The 17,476-nt window shown below is 74.5% G+C and carries 14 protein-coding genes; 9 read left to right on the top strand and 5 right to left on the bottom strand.

The window, feature by feature from the left end; all coding sequences use genetic code 11:
- The first annotated feature begins 21 nt into the window (after positions 1-21).
- A complete protein-coding gene (locus ABTZ58_RS34470) occupies positions 22-810 on the top strand; it encodes an N-formylglutamate amidohydrolase (RefSeq protein WP_351365617.1) in 789 nt (262 codons plus the stop codon).
- Positions 811-878: 68 nt separating this feature from the next.
- A complete protein-coding gene (locus ABTZ58_RS34465) occupies positions 879-2,102 on the top strand; it encodes a cytochrome P450 (RefSeq protein WP_351365614.1) in 1,224 nt (407 codons plus the stop codon).
- A 21-nt stretch (positions 2,103-2,123) separates the two neighbouring features.
- On the opposite strand, the gene ABTZ58_RS34460 is transcribed toward ABTZ58_RS34465, so the two are convergent.
- From ABTZ58_RS34460 to ABTZ58_RS34450, 3 genes are all read right to left on the bottom strand, one after another.
- Positions 2,124-2,648: a hypothetical protein gene (locus ABTZ58_RS34460; RefSeq protein ID WP_351365679.1), complete on the bottom strand. Its 525-nt coding sequence runs from the start codon at positions 2,646-2,648 to the stop codon at positions 2,124-2,126.
- 14 nt (positions 2,649-2,662) lie between these two features.
- Positions 2,663-3,238 (bottom strand): RNA polymerase sigma factor, encoded by a 576-nt coding sequence (locus ABTZ58_RS34455; protein ID WP_351365611.1) that lies wholly within the window; start codon positions 3,236-3,238, stop codon positions 2,663-2,665.
- A 61-nt stretch (positions 3,239-3,299) separates the two neighbouring features.
- Positions 3,300-4,730, bottom strand: coding sequence for a S8/S53 family peptidase (locus tag ABTZ58_RS34450; protein ID WP_351365608.1), 1,431 nt, complete (start codon positions 4,728-4,730; stop codon positions 3,300-3,302).
- Between the two features lie 140 nt (positions 4,731-4,870).
- Here ABTZ58_RS34450 and ABTZ58_RS34445 point away from each other — a divergent pair, with 140 nt between their 5' ends.
- Positions 4,871-7,477 carry a CHAT domain-containing protein gene (locus tag ABTZ58_RS34445; RefSeq protein ID WP_351365605.1) on the top strand — a complete coding sequence of 869 codons (2,607 nt, stop codon included), beginning with the start codon at positions 4,871-4,873 and terminating at the stop codon, positions 7,475-7,477.
- Between the two features lie 233 nt (positions 7,478-7,710).
- Here ABTZ58_RS34445 and ABTZ58_RS34440 read toward each other — a convergent pair whose 3' ends face one another.
- A complete protein-coding gene (locus ABTZ58_RS34440; RefSeq protein ID WP_351365603.1) occupies positions 7,711-9,441 on the bottom strand; it encodes a LuxR family transcriptional regulator AbsR2 in 1,731 nt (576 codons plus the stop codon).
- 96 nt (positions 9,442-9,537) lie between these two features.
- On the opposite strand from ABTZ58_RS34440, the gene absR1 reads away from it, so the two are divergent.
- On the top strand, positions 9,538-10,620 hold the full coding sequence (gene absR1 / locus ABTZ58_RS34435; protein ID WP_351365600.1) for a beta-glucuronidase AbsR1: 1,083 nt from the start codon (positions 9,538-9,540) through the stop codon (positions 10,618-10,620).
- 121 nt (positions 10,621-10,741) lie between these two features.
- Here the strand turns inward: absR1 and tal are convergent, their stop codons facing one another.
- Positions 10,742-11,878: a transaldolase gene (tal, locus tag ABTZ58_RS34430; protein WP_351365597.1), complete on the bottom strand. Its 1,137-nt coding sequence runs from the start codon at positions 11,876-11,878 to the stop codon at positions 10,742-10,744.
- A 915-nt stretch (positions 11,879-12,793) separates the two neighbouring features.
- On the opposite strand from tal, the gene ABTZ58_RS34425 reads away from it, so the two are divergent.
- The 5 genes from ABTZ58_RS34425 to ABTZ58_RS34405 all read left to right on the top strand — a co-directional run.
- On the top strand, positions 12,794-13,966 hold the full coding sequence (locus tag ABTZ58_RS34425) for a 3-deoxy-7-phosphoheptulonate synthase (protein ID WP_351365594.1): 1,173 nt from the start codon (positions 12,794-12,796) through the stop codon (positions 13,964-13,966).
- A 73-nt stretch (positions 13,967-14,039) separates the two neighbouring features.
- A complete protein-coding gene (locus tag ABTZ58_RS34420) occupies positions 14,040-14,810 on the top strand; it encodes a 2,3-dihydro-2,3-dihydroxybenzoate dehydrogenase (protein ID WP_351365591.1) in 771 nt (256 codons plus the stop codon).
- A gap of 45 nt (positions 14,811-14,855) precedes the next feature.
- Entirely contained in the window at positions 14,856-15,479 is a 624-nt protein-coding gene (locus ABTZ58_RS34415; protein ID WP_351365588.1) for an isochorismatase family protein, read from the top strand.
- Positions 15,476-17,419 (top strand): anthranilate synthase family protein, encoded by a 1,944-nt coding sequence (locus tag ABTZ58_RS34410; RefSeq protein ID WP_351365585.1) that lies wholly within the window; start codon positions 15,476-15,478, stop codon positions 17,417-17,419. The genes ABTZ58_RS34415 and ABTZ58_RS34410 overlap by 4 nt, the downstream gene beginning before the upstream one ends.
- Positions 17,388-17,476: chorismate synthase (locus ABTZ58_RS34405; protein ID WP_158693198.1), on the top strand; the 89-nt coding region annotated here is incomplete at its 3' end. The genes ABTZ58_RS34410 and ABTZ58_RS34405, both read left to right, overlap by 32 nt.

Below are 17,476 nucleotides of genomic sequence, written 5' to 3'. Positions count from 1 at the left end.
CAATCTCCCCGGAGCCGCCCCATGCCCCCTGCCGCGCCGTCCTTCGGGCTGCTGCCCGGCGCCGCCCGCTCACCGGTGATCCTGCACGTGCCGCACTCGGCGCGGGACGTCCCGGACGACGTGCGCGCGGGGATCGTGCTCGACGATGAGGCGCTCGCCCGGGAGCTCGACCACATCACCGACGCGCACACGGCCCGGCTCGCCGAGGTAGCGGCCGGACGGGCCGCGGTGCCGCCGTGGCGGTTCGTGAACCGGCTGTCGCGGCTGGTCGTCGACCCGGAGCGGTTCCCCGACGAGCGGGAGGAGATGCGGGCCGTCGGCATGGGCGCGGTGTACACACAAACCACGCACGGCGCGGCGCTGCGGCCCGGGGGCTTCGAGGCCGGCCCGCTCGTCGAGCGGTACTTCCTGCCGTACGCGCGGGCGATGTCACGGGCCGTGGCGGACCGGCTGGCGGCCACCGGGCGGGCCGTGATCATCGACGTGCACTCCTACCCCAGCCGGCCGCTGCCGTACGAGCTGCACGGTCAGGGGCCCCGGCCGCCGGTGTGCCTGGGCACGGACTCCTTCCACACCTCACCGGCACTGCTGGGCGCCGCCCGGGAGGCGTTCGGGGAGACGGGGCTGGACAGCCCCTTCAGCGGGGCGTACGTGCCGCTGGAGTTCCACGGGCTCGACGCGCGGGTCGAGGCGCTGATGGTGGAGATCCGCCGGGACACCTACATGACCGAGCCGGGCGGTCCCGCCGGTCCCGGGCTGGAGCGGCTGGCCGACGCGCTCGCCGGGCTCGTCGACGCGATGTCCCGCTGAGTCGTCGCCGTCACCGGCTGGAGCACTCCCGCGCGACAAGAGGGCGGGGGCGCGGCGAGGGTGGGTGCATGACGGAGGAGATCACCACGCTGACCGGCCAGGCCCCGCCCCCGGTACGGGACTGGCCCGCCCTCGACCTGGACGGGACGGACTTCGACCCGGTCCTCGCCGGACTGATGCGCGAGGGGCCGCTGACCCGCATCCGGCTGCCGTTCGGCGAGGGCTGGGCATGGCTGGCCACCCGCCACGAGGACGTGAAGCTGATCACCAACGACCCCCGCTTCAGCCGCGCCGAGGTGACCACTCGTCAGGTGACGCGGATGGCACCGCACTTCAAGCCGCGGCCCGGTTCGCTCGCCTTCGCCGACCAGCCCGACCACAACCGGCTGCGCAAGGCCGTCGCCGGGGCCTTCACCATGAGCGCGATGAAGCGGCTGCGGCCCCGGGCGCAGGAGATGCTCGACGCGCTCGTCGAGGACGTGACGCGGGACGGGCCGCCCGCGGACCTGGTCGAGCGGGTCCTCGAACCGTTCCCGATCGCCCTGGTCAGCGAGGTCATGGGCGTGCCGGAGGCCGACCGGGAGCGGGTGCACGCCTGGACCCGGCAGATCATCTCCACCTCCGGCGGTGCCGAGGCCGCCGACCGTGCGAAGACCAGCCTCTACGGGTGGATCACGGAGACGATCGACTCCCGCGCGGACGGCACCGGCGAGGATGTGTACTCCCTGCTGGGCGCCGCCGTGGCGCGCGGCGACCTGTGCGAGACGGAGGCGATCGGCCTCGCCGGACCGCTGCAGATCGGCGGCGAGGCCGTCACCCACAACTGCGGACAGATGCTGTATCTGCTGCTCACGCGGCCGGAGTTGACGCGGACGTGGCGGGAGCGGCCCGAGGCACGGGACGCCCTTGTGGACGAACTGCTGCGCTACGTCCCGCACCGCAGCTCCGTCGGCCTGGCGCGGATCGCCCTTGAGGACGTCGACCTGCACGGGCACCGCATCCGCGCGGGCGACCCGGTGTACGTCTCCTACCTCGCCGCCAACCGCGACCCGGACGTCTTCCCCGAGCCGGACCGGATCGACCCGGGCCGTGCCCCGAACCCGCACCTGGCCTTCGGCAACGGACCGCACTACTGCACCGGGGCGGTCCTGGCCCGCCTCCAGACCGAGCTGCTCCTCACCACCTTGCTGGAGCGCCTGCCCAACCTGCGCCTCGCCGTCCCCGCCGACCAGGTCGCCTGGCGGCGCAGGACGATGATCCGTGGGCCGCGGACGCTGCCCTGCACCTGGTGAAGGGGGCTCGCGACCCGGTGTTCAGGCCCGCAGCCACTGGGTGACGACGACGTCCGCGTCCGTGCGCAGCCGCAGTGCGAAGGGGCCGGACGGGGGTGTGTCGGCGGTGAAGCGGCCCAGGTCATCCGCCGTCAGCGGGGAGCCGGGGCGAGGACCGCCCAGGACCTCGATCCGGGCCGGCTGCGGCGGCAGCACCTGGCCCATGAGCCCGTCCTGCGTCACTTCGACGTCGACCGTCACCTCGCCCGCCCGGAAGGTCAGCATCCGGGGGGTTGCGGGGGCGCCCCGGACCGGGAGGGCGTCGACCAGCGAGTCGAAGGTCAGCTCGGCGATCCGGGCGTCCAGGTCGTGCAGCGCGTAGGCGTCGACGGCCAGTTGCTGGAGCGCCGCGGGGACCGGGTCGAGGACGGCGGCGGCCCGCCGCAGCTCCTCCTCCAGCAGTCCGTCGTCGAACTCGTGATCGTCGAAGCCCTCTTCACCGAGGAAGCCCTCGCCACCGCTGTCGCCTCCGCCGGTCGGGTCGTCCCCGCCGTTCAGGTCGGCCATGCCGTCCATGCCGTTCACCTCGCCCCCCGTGCCTCTAGCCGGGCCCGCAGCCGGCGCAGGCAGCGCTGGCGCAGCGGTCCGATGCTGCCCACCGCGATCCCGAGCGCGGCGGACACCTCCTGGTAGCTGGGCGGCGGTGTGGCCATCAACGTCCGCAGCAACTGCCTGCAGCGCTCGCCCAGTTCCTCGAACTCCTGCCACAGCCGCCGCACGCGCTCGCTCTGGGCGGCGGCCTCCTCGGAGTCGAGCAGCGACTGTTCCGGCGTGCCGTCCTCGCTGACGCGGTCCAGCAACCGCGGATCGTCGGTCAGCGTCAGCCGCTGCGCGCTCCTGATCACCTTCAGGCACTCGTTGCGCGCCGTGCTCGCCAGCCACGCGCCCGCCTTGTCGGGCTCCCGGATACGCCCGAGGTGCTGGGCGAAGCGGAACCAAGCGGTCTGGTACACCTCGTGGGCGTCCGCGTCGGAGAGCCGGTGCGCCCGCACCACGGACCACACCAAAGGGCTCAGCCCCTCCACGAGCGCCTTCCAGGCCGCCGCGTCGCCGTCGGCCGCGGCCTGGACGAGCGCGCCGGCGTCAGTACGGTCCACGGCAGCCCCACCCCTCGTGTACGCACGTCATCGTACGCCGGGGAGGGAGCGGCACCGGCCCTCACAGGCCGGGAGCCTGGCGCACGACCGGCACCGGACGCCAGGTGGGCGGACGCAGGGCCGGGACGTACGCTCCGCGCACTTCCGCCACCCCCGCGCCGGCGCGGAGGAGTTGACGCCGTGCGGCGCGCGGGTCGGTCTCCTTGTGCGCCGTCATGCGGGCGGCGATCATGCCCGCGGTCACGGGGGTGGCGAAGGAGGTGCCGCTCCACTGCGCGTACCCCTCGAACATCACCTGGTCCGGCTTGGCGGTGTTGCCCTCGTCGCTCAGGACGCCGCTGTGGCTCGGGTGCCGGCAGGTGCAGTCGTAGGTGAAGCCGTAGCGGCAGGCGTCGTAGGTGGAGTGCTGGTAGACGTACGGGACGGGCGTGTCGAAGCCGGTGAGGGTGCTGGTGAGGCGCTCGCCGGGGGCATAGACCTTCACCCAGGGGCCGTGATTGGTGAAGCAGGCGCCGTACTCGCCGTCGCTGCGCAGCGCGCCGACCGACAGTACCGAGTCCTCCCAGCCGGGCAGGCCGGCGTAGGCGGCGGGCCAGAAGGGGCTCGCGCCGGCGTTGTTGCCGGCGGCGGCGACCAGCAGGGTGCGCTGCGCGCGCAGTTCCCGCATGAAGTTCTCCACGCCGAGCAGTCCGTCGGTGCGGCCGTTGGAGGTGCCGGCGGAGAGACTGAGCACGTCGGGCCAGCCGCCGGCGTCGACGGCCTCGAAGAGCTTCTCGCCGAACTCAGCCTCCAGGATGGCCCCGGCGTCGTTGAGGGTGCCGCGGACGGTGATGTCGGTGTTGGGCGCGACGGCGGCGACCAGCCCGGCGATGAACGTGCCGTGGCCGACGTACTGCTGCAGGACGCCCTGCTCGTCGCACTCCTGGAGCTGGGCGTCACCGTCGGTGTGGGCGAGCAGCGCGCAGGAGCGGTAGTCGTGCGTGAGGCCGGTGTCCACGACGAGCACGCCGACGGCCGTGCCCGGGTCGTGGGGCACGTCGGCGGGTGCCGGGTTGGGTGGCTCGCCGAGCGGGGCGGGGACCGGCTCGTCGCCCGGGCAGGCGTTGACCGCGATGTGCACCACGTGGTTGCGGGCGACCATCCGGTGCCCGGCCCGCGCCTCCCGCTCGCGCACCGAGCGCAGTGCCTGCGCGACGGCCCGGTCCGCCCCGGGGTGTCCCGCACCGGGATCGCCGACCCGGATCCGGGTGACGCCGCTGCGGTTGGCCACCGGGCCCGCGCGGCGGACCTGTTCCTGGTCGAGGTCGGGCGCCGCCGTGAAGTGGGCCCGTACGGTGTCCTCGACGAGCTGCGCCTCCTCGCCGTCGCGGACGAGGACGACGCCCTTCTCGTACAGGAACTCGGCCGAGTCGTCGGGCCCCGTCGCCAGGGGGACGCCGGGCATCGAGCGCTGGATCTGCTCGAACTGCTCCTGGAATCGCTGAGGTGCCATGGCGTGTCCTCCCGTTGGTGCGACGGCGTCGGCCGGTGCGCGGCGCGGGCGTCGATTCTGTCGAACAAGAGTCGCCTGGCGGGGTTTTGATACAGCTCCGAACCTGTGGGGTGCCGTTCGGTGCCACTACCATCCGACAGGTGACGGCGGGAAGCGACTCGGTGCTGGAACTGCTGCCGATGGTGTTCGCCGACCCGGGCGAGGCTCTCGCGCGGGCCCGGGCGCTGCTGGACACCGGTCCCGCGCCGCTGCACGCCTGCGTCGCCCACCAGGTGATCGGCATCTGGCAGCGGGACTTCGGCGATCTGCGGCTCGCGCTGCACCATCTGCGCCGGGCCCGGCAACTGGCGGCACGTGCCGGCTCGGCCGACCGGGAGGCGGACGTGCTGGCCACCACGGGTGTGGCGCTGGTGCACGCGGGCCGTACCCGGGAGGGCCTTGCGGCGTTCGAGCGGGGTGTGGCGCGCGGCGGCGGGCTGACCCGGGCGCGGGTGCTGTACCGGCGGGCGTACGTGTGGTGGGTGCTCGGCCGGCACCGCGAGGCGCTGGAGGACGTACGCCGTGCCGTGCCCGTGCTGCGGCAGGCGGAGGACGTGATCTGGACGGCGCGGGCGCTGACCCTGCGGGCGACCGTGCACCTCGCGCTCGGCGCGGTGGAGCGGGCCGAGGCGGACTTCACGGCGGCCGAGGCGCTGTGGGAGACCACCGGCCAGGAGCACGACAAGGCCGACGCGGTGGAGAGCCGCGGGCTCGCCGCGTTCCGCTCCGGGGACGTGCCAGCGGCGCTGCGGCTGCTGGACGAGGCCGAGGAGCGGTACGCGCGGCTGGGCACGCCGACGTTCATGCTGAACATCCGGCGCTGCGAGGTGCTGATGGCGGCCGGGCTGGCGCCCGAGGCGCTGGCCGAGGCGGACACCGCGATCGGGAAACTGGACGGGATCGGCGGGCAGTCCACCCGCAAGGCGGAGCTGCTGCTGGCCGCCGCGCGGGCGGCCCGGCTGGCCGGGGATCCGCAGACCGCGATCGCCCGGGCCGCCCTCGCCGTACGGCTGTTCGCGGGGCAGCGGCGCACCTGGTGGGAGACGCACGCCCGGCTGGTGCTGATCGAGGCGCGGCACGCGGCCGGGCGCGGTTCGGGGCGGCTGGTCGCGGACGCCGCCGCGGTGGCCGGGAAGCTGGCGTCCTTCGGGGCTCCGGCCGCGCCGGAGGCGTCGCTGCTCGCGGGCCGGATCGCGCTGGATCTGGGCTGGACGGCGGATGCCGAGCGGCATCTGGCCGTCGCGGCGCGCAGCCGGCGCAGCGGGCCGCCGCTGGCGCGGCTGACGGGCTGGTCGGCGCAGGCGCTGCGGGCCCGGGCGGCCGGGTCGGCGCGGGGCGTGCTGGAGGCCTGCCGGCGAGGTCTGGACGTGCTCGACGACCACCGGATGACGCTGGGCGCCTCGGAGTTGCGGGCCCGCGCCACCGAACAGGGCGCGGAGCTGGCGGCGTTGGCGCAGCGGGCCAGTCTGGTCGCGGGCGGGCCGCGGCGGCTGCTGGTGTGGAGTGAGCGCTGGCGGGCCACCGTGCTGGCCACGCCGCCGACCCGGCCGCCGGCCGACCCGGAGCTGCTGAGCGGCATGACCGCCTTCCGGGAGATCGCCTCGCGTGCGGAGGCCGCGCGGATGGAGGGCCGTCCGGTCGTGGCGCTGGAGCGGGAGCAGCGGCGGCTGGAGCGGGTGATCCGCTCCCGCACCCTGCACATGCGGGGCCGGGCGCCCGGGGACGGCGACCGGTTCGACGTGGGCCGGCTGCTGGCGCACCTCGGCGCCGAGACGCTGCTGGTGGAACTGGCCGTGCTGGACGGGCGGGTGCAGGTGCTGCTGTGCGGGCGGGGGCGGGTGCGCCGGTTCGAGGCGGGGCCGCTCGCGGAGGCGGAGCGGGAGGCCGAGCACGTGCAGGCCGGGCTGCGACGGCTGGCGCACCCGGGGGCGGACGCGCGGCTGCCGGTGGTGGAGGCGGCCGGGCGGCGCCTGGAAGAGCTGCTGCTGGGGCCGGCCGCGGGGCGGCTGGGCGGCGGACCGGTGGTGATCGTGCCGCCGGGGCGGCTGCACCGGGTGCCGTGGGCCCTGCTGCCGTCGCTGCGGGAACGGGTGCTCAGCGTCTCGCCGTCGGCGGGCAGTTGGCTGCGCGCCCGGGAGACGGTGCCGCCGCCGGACGGCCGTCATGTGCTGGTGCGCGGGCCGGGCCTGGCGACGGGCGGCGCGGAGGTGCCCGAGCTGGCCGGCCGGTATCCGGGCGCGACCGTCCTGGAGGAGACGCGGGCGCGTGTGCCCCGGGTGCTGCGGGAGCTGGACGGGGCGGCGCTGGCGCACATCGCCGCGCACGGCACGTTCCGCGCGGACAGCCCGTTGTTCTCCGCGCTGCGGATGGCCGACGGGCCGATCGTCGTGCACGACTTCGAGCGGCTGGAGCGCAGCCCGTACCGGATCATCCTGTCCTGCTGCGACACGGCCCGCTTCGCGTCCGTGGGCGCCGACGAGCTGCTCGGTCTGGTGACCGCGTTGCTGCCGCTGGGGACGGCCGGGGTGGTGGCGTGCAGCGCGCCCGTCAACGACGCGGCGGTGGTGCCGTTGATGCTGGCCCTGCACAAGGGTCTCGGCGCCGGCCTGTCCCTCGCGGAGGCCCTGCGCGACGCCCGGGCCGCCCTGCCGGGCGACGCCCTGCACCAGGCGACGGGGTGGGCGTTCTCGGCGTTCGGAGCGGCTTGAGAGGGCTTGCGGCTTGGGGCTTGGGGCTCGCGGCGGTTGTGTGAATGCCTTGGGCTCGGCTCGACGAGGCGTTGCGGAGGAAGGGCCGGGCGGCCGGATCCGGCTCGGCCGGACTGGACAAGCGGTCCGGACCGGCTCCGCCGAGAAGTAGCGGGCCGGCTCCGATCCGCCGGAGGCCCGGGGCGGTCTGACCCGTCCCCTGTTCGGGTCAGACCGCCGGCTCGGGGGGCGGGTCAGGCCGGCTGGGCCTGCGGGGTGTCCGTCAGCCAGGGCAGGGCGGCGCGGTCACTGGCGCCGAGGCGTGCGTAGGCGCTGTACAGGTGGTTTCCGACGGTGCGGATCGACAACGTGAGGCGTTCGGCGATCTGCCGGTTGCTCAGGCCCGCCGCGGCGAGGGTGACGACCTGCCGCTGCCGGGCGGTGAGTTCACCGAGGACGACACCGGACAGGGCGGGTGTGCGGGCGCCCTGGCAGCGCCGGGCCAGGGCCACGGCCCGGGCGCGGGAGTGCCGGGCGGCGCGCGGGTCGCGGTGGGCACCCACGGCCTGGGCGTGCGCCTCGGCGGCGAACAGCGTGAAGCCCCGCCGCTCCAGCTCCCCGGCCACCTCGTCCAGGGCGGGGCCGTCCGCCCGGGTGAGCGCGTCGGCGTGCCGGGCGAACACGCCGCTCAGCCGGTCGATGGCCTTCTCCGGGGCACCGAGCCGGACGGCGTCGTAGGGGTCGGTGAGGGCGGCCAGGGCGGTGTCGAGGTCGCCCCAGCTGTCCAACCGTCCGCAGGCCCGGGCGAGTTCCGCCCGGCAGGCGGTGTCCCCGGGGTCGCCGCGCAGGCCCTCCCGCGCCCAGGCCGCGGCCTCCCGCATCTCGCCGCGCAGCCGGGCGTACCGGGCCCGGACGGCGGCGTACCCGCCCGGCAGGGGACCGCCCTCGGCGACGAGCCACTCCCCCACCGGCGTCGGCATCAGGCGTACGTCGTCCCGGTCGATCCGGCGGGCCAGCGCGGCGCGTTCGGCGTCGAGGGCCGAGGCGTGGTCCTGCGGCGTCCGGGACAGCCGGCGCGCCCGCAGCCGGCCCGCCGCGGCGCGGAGCACCGGGCCGTACAGGGGGTGGGCGAGGCGCACGGCGCCCTGGTCGTCGACGGCGATCAGGCCGTCGGCCTCCAGGACTTCGAGGGCCGCGAGGTCCAGGCCGTCCGGGTCGCCCGGCAGGGGTTCGGCGAAGGCGAGGCGGTCGAGGGTCTCGCGTTCGCGCGGGCAGGCGCGGCCGAGGACGTGGGCGGTGCGTTCGCGGACGGCCGGGGTCAGCGGCACCGGGCCCCGCCAGGCGCGTTCGCCGGTACCCGGTACGGGAGTCAGCCGGGCGCGGACCGCGCCGAGCAGGTCGCGCAGCAGCCGCAGGTCGCCCCGGGCCAGCCCGCGCAACCGCCGGCCGGTGAGCGGGTCGAGGGGCCCGGCGCCGGCCGTGAGCAGCCGGGCGGTCTCCTCCTCGGGCAGCCGCTCCAGGGTGAGGCGCGGCAGCAGTTCGCCGGTCCACAGCCGGGAGACCGCGCCGGGCGCCCGGGTGCCGTCCGTGGCCACGACCAGCAGGCGGACGCGGCCGTCGACGGCGAGCTGGTGGAGCAGGGCGGCGGAGGCGTCGTCGAGCAGCTGCGCGTCGTCCACCAGCAGGGTGCGCACGCCGGCCAGGAGCTGGACGGCGCGGTGCAGAGTGACCGGTTCGGGCAGCAGGTGCGCGAAGGCGGCGAAGGGGATGGACCGGCTCTCGGGGGTGCCGGCCGCCCGGGCGCAGTCGGTACCGCGGATCGCCTCGGTGACGAGGCGGGTCTTGCCGCAGCCGGCGGGGCCGGTCACCACGATGCCGCGGCGGCCGCCGGTCAGGGACCGGCGCACCAACTCCACTTCGTCCTCCCGCCCGGCGAACGGCCAGGGCAGCTCCAGCGTCGTCGCGTCCCTCTCGTAAGTCGTCACACAGACATGAGCGCGGCTACTCACGTTTGATACAGGGCGACTTGAGTAGCCCTCGACTCAGGTGCCCGGGCCGGGCCGCACGGCAGGCTGGGACCCATGACCGCACGCTACTGCTCGCTGGCCCAGGCGCCGGCGCCCGCCTTCGCACCGGGGCTGGCCGCCGAGCGGCTGAGCGCGCTGCGCAGCGGGTGGCGGATGTGGGTCAACGGCACGGTGCTGCACTACTGGTTCTTCGACGGCGACACCGACGCCTCCGTCATCCCCGTGCCGGGGACGGGGATGACGCGACGGGTGCCGTGGGCCGGTGCCGAGGAACAGCGGGACGTGGTGCGCGCATGCTTCCGCCAGTGGCAGGACCTCGGCATCGGGATCTCCTTCGCCGAGGTCGACGACCGCTCGGAGGCCGAACTGCGCATCGGGTTCCAGCTCGGCGCCGGCTCCTGGTCGGCGGTGGGCCGGGACGCGCTGCTGGCCGGCCGGCACGAGCGCACCATGAACTTCGGCTGGGACCTGACCGCGCCCGGGGAGCGCGGCACGGCCCTGCACGAGATCGGGCACGCGCTCGGCATGCTGCACGAGCACCAGAGTCCGTTCGCCGGCATCCACTGGGACGACGAGGCCGTGTACGCCGAACTTTCGGGCCCGCCGAACCACTGGAGCCGGGAGCGCACGCACCGCAACATCCTGCGCAAGCTCGGCCCGGACGAGGTCAACGGCTCCGTCTGGGACCCACAGTCGGTCATGGAGTTCCCGTTCCCGTCAGGGCTGGTCCTGGAGCCGGAGCGGTACCGCGCGGGCATCGACCCGCCCGGCACCCTGTCGGCCGGCGACCAGGAGTTCGCGCTGCGCTGGTATCCGCCGGCGGACCGGGAGCCGGCCGCGCTGGTGCCGTTCCGCTCGGTGCCGCTGGGGCTCGGCCCCGGCGGACAGGGCGACTTCGTCGTGGACCCGCCGGAGACCCGCACGTACACGCTGGGCACCTTCGGCGACAGCGACGCCGTCGTGGTGGTCTTCGAGGAGCGGGACGGGGAACCGCGCTACCTCGCCGGCCGGGACGACGGGGGGACCCGGCAGAACGCCACGGTCGGCGTCCGGCTCGTGAAGGGCCGCCGCTACCTCGTCCGGATACGCCTGTACTCCGCGTGGGGTGCCGGCGAGACGGCGGTGATGTGCTGGTGACGGCACACGCCCGCCGCACGGACACCTGAGCCACAGTCCGGCACCGGGGGAGCGGTCGGGGACGTCGCCCATGGGGGTGGGTGACGTCCCCGGCCACGCCACTCCCCCACCACCCGGGCGGCTACTCCCGCTGGGCCGTGTGCCGCCCCGCGTCGACCGCCGCGTGCAGGTCGCGCCATGCGGCCGCCAGCCGTTGGGCGCTCTCGGCTTCGAGTTTCCGGGCGACCTCGTCGCCGTCGATGCCGACGTCCTCCAGTCGTCGCCACACCTCGGCGGCCGCGCGGTGACGGCCCATCAGGGTGTCGCCGTACAGGGCGAGCCGGCGGGCGGCCGCCTCCAGGGTGGGCGGGGTCATCGAGGTGATCGTGCCCCAGGTGATCAGCCGTTCCACGTACCGGGTGGGGGACGAGGACGGGTCGTTCACGGTGGTGGACGTCCACATCAGCCGTTGCGGGTGGCCCCCGGCGGCGGCCAGGTCCCGCCAGTGGGCGCCGCCGAACCAGTCGTCGTACAGCTGGTAGAGGTGGCGGGCCCGCGCCACGGCGGCCTCGCCGCGCAGCGCCAGGGCGTCCGGGGTGCCCAGTTCCTCCAGCCGCGCGTCCACCTCGGCGTCCAGCAGGCCCACCGGCAGTGAGACGACCGAGGGGATCATCCTCAGCCGCCGGCCGTCGGCCCGCGCGCGCCTCAGGCCCTCCACGTAGGCGTCGAGGGCCTCGCGGTAGCGCGACACCGAGAAGACCGCGGTGACGTGGACCGGGAAGCCCTCGCCGACGCACGCCCTGATCGCGGCGATCCCCTCGGCGGTGGCCGGCAGCTTGACCATCGCGTTCGGCCGGTTCACCGCGCGCAGCGCCTGCTCCGCCTCGGCGACGGCCGACTCGGCGTCGCGCGCGACGCGCGGGTCCAGGTCCATCGACACCATGCCGTCCAGGCCGCGCGTGGCCTGGTACACCGGCCGGAGCACGTCGCAGGCCCAGCGGACGTCGTACGCCACCACCGCGCGTACGGCGCCGGCGGTGCAGATGTCGTCGGAGGCCAGGTCCGCGAGCTGTTCACGGTAGGCGTCGTCGGTCTCGACGGCCGTTGCCAGCGCGGCCGGGTCGGACGTGGCGCCCCGGACTCCGGTGCGCGCGATGAGACGGCTCAGGCATCCGGAGACCAGGTGGCCGCGGTCGAGTCCGTCCAGCCAGGGCGAGACGCCCTCCGCGACCAGTTCGTCCAGCTCCAGCACGCCCGATTGCCCCAGCCGGTCCGACATGGCGGGTCGTCACTCCTTGCCGATACGTCACGAGTTCAAGCGTCACGGTCAGGTTATTCGCCTGCACCCGAGATGAACTACGGGTGACGTGCCACATTGGCGCAAAGTGGTTCCGACATCGACTTGATGAAGTACCGGCTATTTGACGAAGTCCGTGGATCGCCATTGGGCCGGCCTTCGCTTTCGATACAGGATCGGAGCGAACAGCCGGTCCGACGTCCGGCTCGGCCACTTCCGTCTGCCGAGGGAGCACCGCGTGCACGCGTCACACCGCCGTCCTCGACGGCCCTGCACGGGATCTGTCCGCACCCCGTACGCGGATCGGCGCCGAGGGGCTCGCTACCTGGGCGAACGACCTGTTTTTTCCCGTCGCGCCCGGCCGCGGCTCCTTGCGGGCCGGCGCGCGGCCGGCCTGTCCGCCCCCGGCCGGGCCGGGCCGGGCACGGCCTCGTGACGGCCGTTCCGGTTTGCCGGCCGGCCGCCGGCGCCGGATGAACGGGAAAGCATCACATCCGGGCCGGTAACGCATTTGCGGGCAGACGCCATTGCGCGCCCGGTGCCGGGGTCCACCGCAATGCGAACAATTCCGCCCGCGGCGTTCCCGCGCCCTATGGCACGACCAGAGTCACCACCACAGTCATCACCAGAGCCCTCACCACAGCTATCACCCCTGCTATTACGCGTGCCGAACAATGCGGCGGTCGTCGCGCCGCGGCGCGCGGACGGGCACCACCCGCACGGACCGCGGCGGCGCCGCTCGTGCGGCTGGTCCGATGACCGGCGGCCCCGGCCCGGCGCGGTGCGCCCCCGGCCCCGCCGGCCCACGCCCGAGACCCGCACGGCTGCGCAGTCACGGGGTTTCCCTGCCCCGGCGATGGCGCGCCGGAGTCATGCCATTCGCCGAAGGAGACACCAGTGGACGACGCTCTGCTCGACATCAAGGACAAACCGGCAAGGCAGCAGCCCGAGTGGGGTGATACCGCACGGGTGCGGCAGGTCGCGGACACGCTGGCCCGCCGCCCGGCCCTGGTCGACGCGGCGGACGTCGACACGCTGCGCTCGCTGCTCGCGCGGGTCACCTCCGGCGAGGCCCTGGTCGTCCAGTCCGGCGACTGCGCCGAGGACCCCGCCGAGTGCACGTCCGGTTATGTCGCCCGGAAGACGGCCGTGCTGGACCTGCTGGCCGGCGCACTGAAGATGATCACCCACAAGCCGGTGATCCGCGTGGGCCGTATCGCGGGCCAGTTCGGCAAGCCGCGCTCCAGCCCCACCGAACTGGTGGGCGGCCTGGAACTGCCGTCCTATCGGGGCCACATGGTCAACGGCCCGGAGCCCGACCCGGAGAGCCGGCGCCCGGAGCCCCGGCGCATCCTGGCCTGCTACCAGGCGGCCGACGAGATCATGACCCACCTCGGCTGGCGGGACGCCGGGCGGCGGCACGCCGTTGAGCCGCCCGTGTGGACCAGCCACGAGGCGCTGATCCTCGACTACGAACTGCCCATGGTCCGCCGGGACGAGCGGGGCCGGCTCGTCCTCACCTCCACGCACTGGCCCTGGATCGGCGAGCGCACCCGCCAGCTCGACGGCGCCCACGTCGCCCTGCTGTCCCGGGTCGCCAACCCGGTCGCCTGCAAGATCGGGCCGAACGTGACGCCCGAGGAGTTGCTCGGGCTGTGCGAACGGCTCGACCCCGGCCGGGAGGAGGGCCGCCTGACCCTCATCGCCCGCATGGGGGCCGCCACGGTCGCCGACCGGCTGCCGAAGCTCGTCGCCGCCGCCCGCGAGGCCGGGCACCCGGTGATCTGGCTGACCGACGCCATGCACGGCAACACCGTCACCCTGCCCGGCGGGCTCAAGACCCGCTTCCTGGAGACGATCGAGCGGGAGATCCAGGAGTTCCAGGAGGCCGTCCGCTCCGAGGGCGGGATCATCGGCGGGCTGCACCTGGAGACCACCCCGGACGACGTCACCGAGTGCGTCCCCAACGACGCCTGCGTCGACCACGTCGCGGACAAGTACACGTCCTACTGCGATCCGCGCCTCAACCCCAGCCAGGCCGTCGCGGTGGCCTCGGCCTGGCTCGGCTGACAGCTCGGCCCACCCACCCCGGACGGCACGGGCACGGCCGTCGGGCAGACACGCAGATGAGGAGGTCTGGAAGATGGACGGAAAGGTCGCACTCGTCACCGGAGCCGCGGGCGGCATCGGCGAGGCGGTGGCCCGCACCCTCGGCGAACGCGGCGCGGTGGTGGCAGCCGTGGACCGGGACGCCGACCGGCTGCGGCAGGTGGTGGAGAAGCTGCGCGCGGACGGCCTGGAGGCGCTGGCCCTGCCCGCCGACGTCACCGACGCCGCGCAGGTCGACGCCGTCGTCCAGGAGGCCGAGCAGCGCCTCGGCCCGCTGGAGTACCTGGTCAACGGTGCGGGCGTGCTGCGTCTGGGCACCGTGCGCAACCTCACCGACGAGGACTGGACGACGACGTTCGCCGTCAACGCCACCGGCGTCTTCCTGATGTCGCGGGCCGTCGTCAACCGCATGCTGCCGCGCCGGCGCGGCGCGATCGTCACCGTGGCGTCCAACGCCGCTGCCACACCGCGGGTGCAGATGGCCGCCTACGCCGCGTCCAAGGCGGCGGCGACCATGTTCACCAAGAGCCTGGGCCTGGAGGTCGCCCGGGACGGCATCCGCTGCAACGTGGTGGCGCCCGGCTCCACCAGCACCCCGATGCTCACGTCCATGTGGCACGACGAGTCCGGCCCGAAGCACACGATCGAGGGCCGGCTGGACGCCTTCCGCGTCGGCATCCCGCTGGGCAAGGTGGCCCGCCCCTCGGACGTCGCCGACGCCGTCGCCTTCCTGCTGTCCGACGAGGCGTCCCACATCACCCTGCACGAACTCACCGTCGACGGCGGCGCCGCGCTCGGCGCCTAGCTCCCGAAGCCCCCACCGACGTCAGGCGACCAGGAGAAGAAGCCCATGGCAGGCATACCCGAGATCACCCCCTACCCGATGCCGGCGGCCGGCGACCTGCCCGGCAACGTCGCCCACTGGTCCGTCGATCCGGACCGCGCCGTTCTGCTGGTGCACGACATGCAGCGCTACTTCCTGCGGCCCCTGCCCGACGGGCTGCGCGAGGAACTCGTGCGCAACGCCCGGCTGTTGCGCGAGCACTGCGCCGGGCTCGGCATGCCGGTGGCGTACACGGCGCAGCCCGGCGGCATGACCGACGAACAGCGGGGCCTGCTGAAGGACTTCTGGGGCCCGGGCATGCGCACGGCGCCCGCCGACCGGCAGGTCGTCGACGAACTGGCCCCGGCCGAGGGCGACTGGCAGCTCACCAAGTGGCGCTACAGCGCCTTCTTCCGCTCCGACCTGCTGGAGCGGATGCGCGCCGCGGGCCGGGACCAGCTGGTGCTGTGCGGGGTGTACGCGCACGTGGGTGTGCTGATGACCGCCGTCGAGGCGTTCACCCACGACATCCAGCCGTTCCTGGTGGCCGACGCGACGGCCGACTTCTCCGAGCACCACCACCGGCTGGCCCTGGAGTACGCGGCGCAGCGCTGCGCCGTCGTCGTCACCACCAAGGAGGTCCTGGCATGACCGGCACCACGACCGGCGACCTGCTGGGCCGGATCCTGGGCGACCGGCCCCCGGCCGCCTACGCCGTGCTGCACCGCCCCGAGACGACCGGCCCGGGCCTGCTGGACGTCGTCGTCGGGGAGACGACCGAGCCGCGCACCCTCGCCGAACTGCCGCTGCCGGAAGCTACGGAGGCGGCCGCCGGTCCGCGCCACGAGGTCCTGGCCCTCGTGCCCTACCGCCAGATCGCCGAGCGCGGGTACGACTGCCCCGACGACGGCACGCCGCTGATCGCGATGACCGTCACCGGTCAGGCCACCGTGCCCGTCGCCGAGGTGCTCACCCGGGTCCCCGACCTGCCGGTGGAGCTGTCCGGCGGCGGCTTCGACGTGCCGGACGAGGAGTACGCCGCCACCGTCCGCCGGGTCATCGGGGACGAGATCGGCACCGGGGAGGGTGCCAACTTCGTCATCAAGCGCACCTACACCGCCGACATCACCGGCTACACCCCGCGCCACGCCCTGGCGATCTTCCGGCGGCTGCTGCAGCGCGAGAGCGGCGCCTACTGGACGTTCCTGGTGCACACCGGCTCCCGCACCCTCGTCGGGGCCACCCCGGAGCGGCACATCAGCCTGCGCGATGGCCTGGCGGTGATGAACCCGATCAGCGGCACCTACCGCTACCCGGCCACGGGCCCGACCCTGCCGCAGGTGCTCGACTTCCTCGCCGACCGCAAGGAGGCCGACGAGCTGTACATGGTCGTGGACGAGGAACTGAAGATGATGGCCCGGATCTGCGAGTCGGGCGGCCGGGTGGTCGGGCCGTACCTCAAGGAGATGGCCCGCCTCGCCCACACCGAGTACTTCATCGAGGGACACAGCACGCGGGACCCGCGCGACATCCTGCGCGAGACCCTGTTCGCCCCGACCGTCACCGGCAGCCCGCTGGAGAACGCCTGCCGGGTCATCAGCCGGTACGAGCCCGAGGGCCGCGGCTACTACAGCGGCGTCGTCGCGCTGATCGGCCGGGACGAGCACGGCGAGCGGGCCCTGGACTCCTCCATCCTGATCCGCACCGCCGACATCGACGACACCGGCCGGCTGCGGATCGGGGTGGGCGCCACGCTCGTGCGGCACTCCGACCCGGCCGGTGAGGTCGCCGAGACCGCGGCGAAGGCGGCGGGCCTGCTCGCGGCCATCGAGAGCGACGGGCCCTCCCGCTTCGCGCACCACCCGCGGGTCCGGGCGGCGCTGGACCAGCGCAACGCCACCCTCGCCGGCTTCTGGCTGGCCGGTCACGGCCGAGAAGCGGGGCCGGATCCGGTACTCGGCGGCCGCCGGGTGCTGGTCGTGGACGCCGAGGACACGTTCACGTCGATGCTCGACCACCAACTGCGTTCCCTGGGACTGCGGGTGACGGTGCGCCGGTTCGACGAGCCGTACTCCGTGGACGGATACGACCTCGTCGTCATGGGGCCCGGCCCGGGCGACCCGCGCGACGTCGACCATCCCAAGATCGCCCACCTGCGTGCCGCGGTGCGCACCCTGCTGGACGAACGGCGCCCGTTCCTCGCCGTCTGCCTCAGTCACCAGACGCTGTGCACGCTGCTCGGCTTCCCGCTGGTGCGCCGCGTGGTGCCCAACCAGGGCGTGCAGCGGGAGATCGACCTGTTCGGGACCCGGGAACGGGTCGGCTTCTACAACACGTTCGCCGCCCGCGCCGAGGAGGACAAGGTCGAGTGCGAGGGCGTGGGCGTGGTGGAGGTCAGCCGTGATGCCGACACCGGCGAGGCGCACGCGCTGCGCGGCCCGCACTTCGCGTCGATGCAGTTCCATCCCGAGTCGGTGCTCACGCAGGACGGCGTGCGCATCGTCGGCGATCTGATCAAGGAGGTCCTCCACGGCGCGATGGGAAAGGAGCGCGGCACCGTTGAGCAGGTTGCGCTGGCTGACCGCGGGTGAGTCCCACGGTCCCGCACTCGTGGCGACGCTGGAGGGCCTTCCCGCCGGCGTGCCGAT

It is taken from the genome of Streptomyces sp. NPDC094143, assembly GCF_040303825.1.
Classification (GTDB): Bacteria; Actinomycetota; Actinomycetes; order Streptomycetales; family Streptomycetaceae; genus Streptomyces.
The sequence above is the reverse complement of the archived record's forward strand: the minus strand, read 5'-3'. Positions and strand labels throughout refer to the sequence as shown.

Excerpts from the sequence above, each read along its gene's own strand:
- ABTZ58_RS34470 (WP_351365617.1), top strand. The coding sequence starts at position 22 with ATGCCCCCTGCCGCGCCGTCCTTCGGGCTGCTGCCCGGCGCCGCCCGC.
- ABTZ58_RS34465 (WP_351365614.1), top strand. The coding sequence starts at position 879 with ATGACGGAGGAGATCACCACGCTGACCGGCCAGGCCCCGCCCCCGGTA.
- ABTZ58_RS34460 (WP_351365679.1), bottom strand. The coding sequence starts at position 2,648 with ATGGCCGACCTGAACGGCGGGGACGACCCGACCGGCGGAGGCGACAGC.
- ABTZ58_RS34450 (WP_351365608.1), bottom strand. The coding sequence starts at position 4,730 with ATGGCACCTCAGCGATTCCAGGAGCAGTTCGAGCAGATCCAGCGCTCG.
- absR1 (WP_351365600.1), top strand. The coding sequence starts at position 9,538 with ATGACCGCACGCTACTGCTCGCTGGCCCAGGCGCCGGCGCCCGCCTTC.
- tal (WP_351365597.1), bottom strand. The coding sequence starts at position 11,878 with ATGTCGGACCGGCTGGGGCAATCGGGCGTGCTGGAGCTGGACGAACTG.
- ABTZ58_RS34420 (WP_351365591.1), top strand. The coding sequence starts at position 14,040 with ATGGACGGAAAGGTCGCACTCGTCACCGGAGCCGCGGGCGGCATCGGC.
- ABTZ58_RS34415 (WP_351365588.1), top strand. The coding sequence starts at position 14,856 with ATGGCAGGCATACCCGAGATCACCCCCTACCCGATGCCGGCGGCCGGC.
- ABTZ58_RS34410 (WP_351365585.1), top strand. The coding sequence starts at position 15,476 with ATGACCGGCACCACGACCGGCGACCTGCTGGGCCGGATCCTGGGCGAC.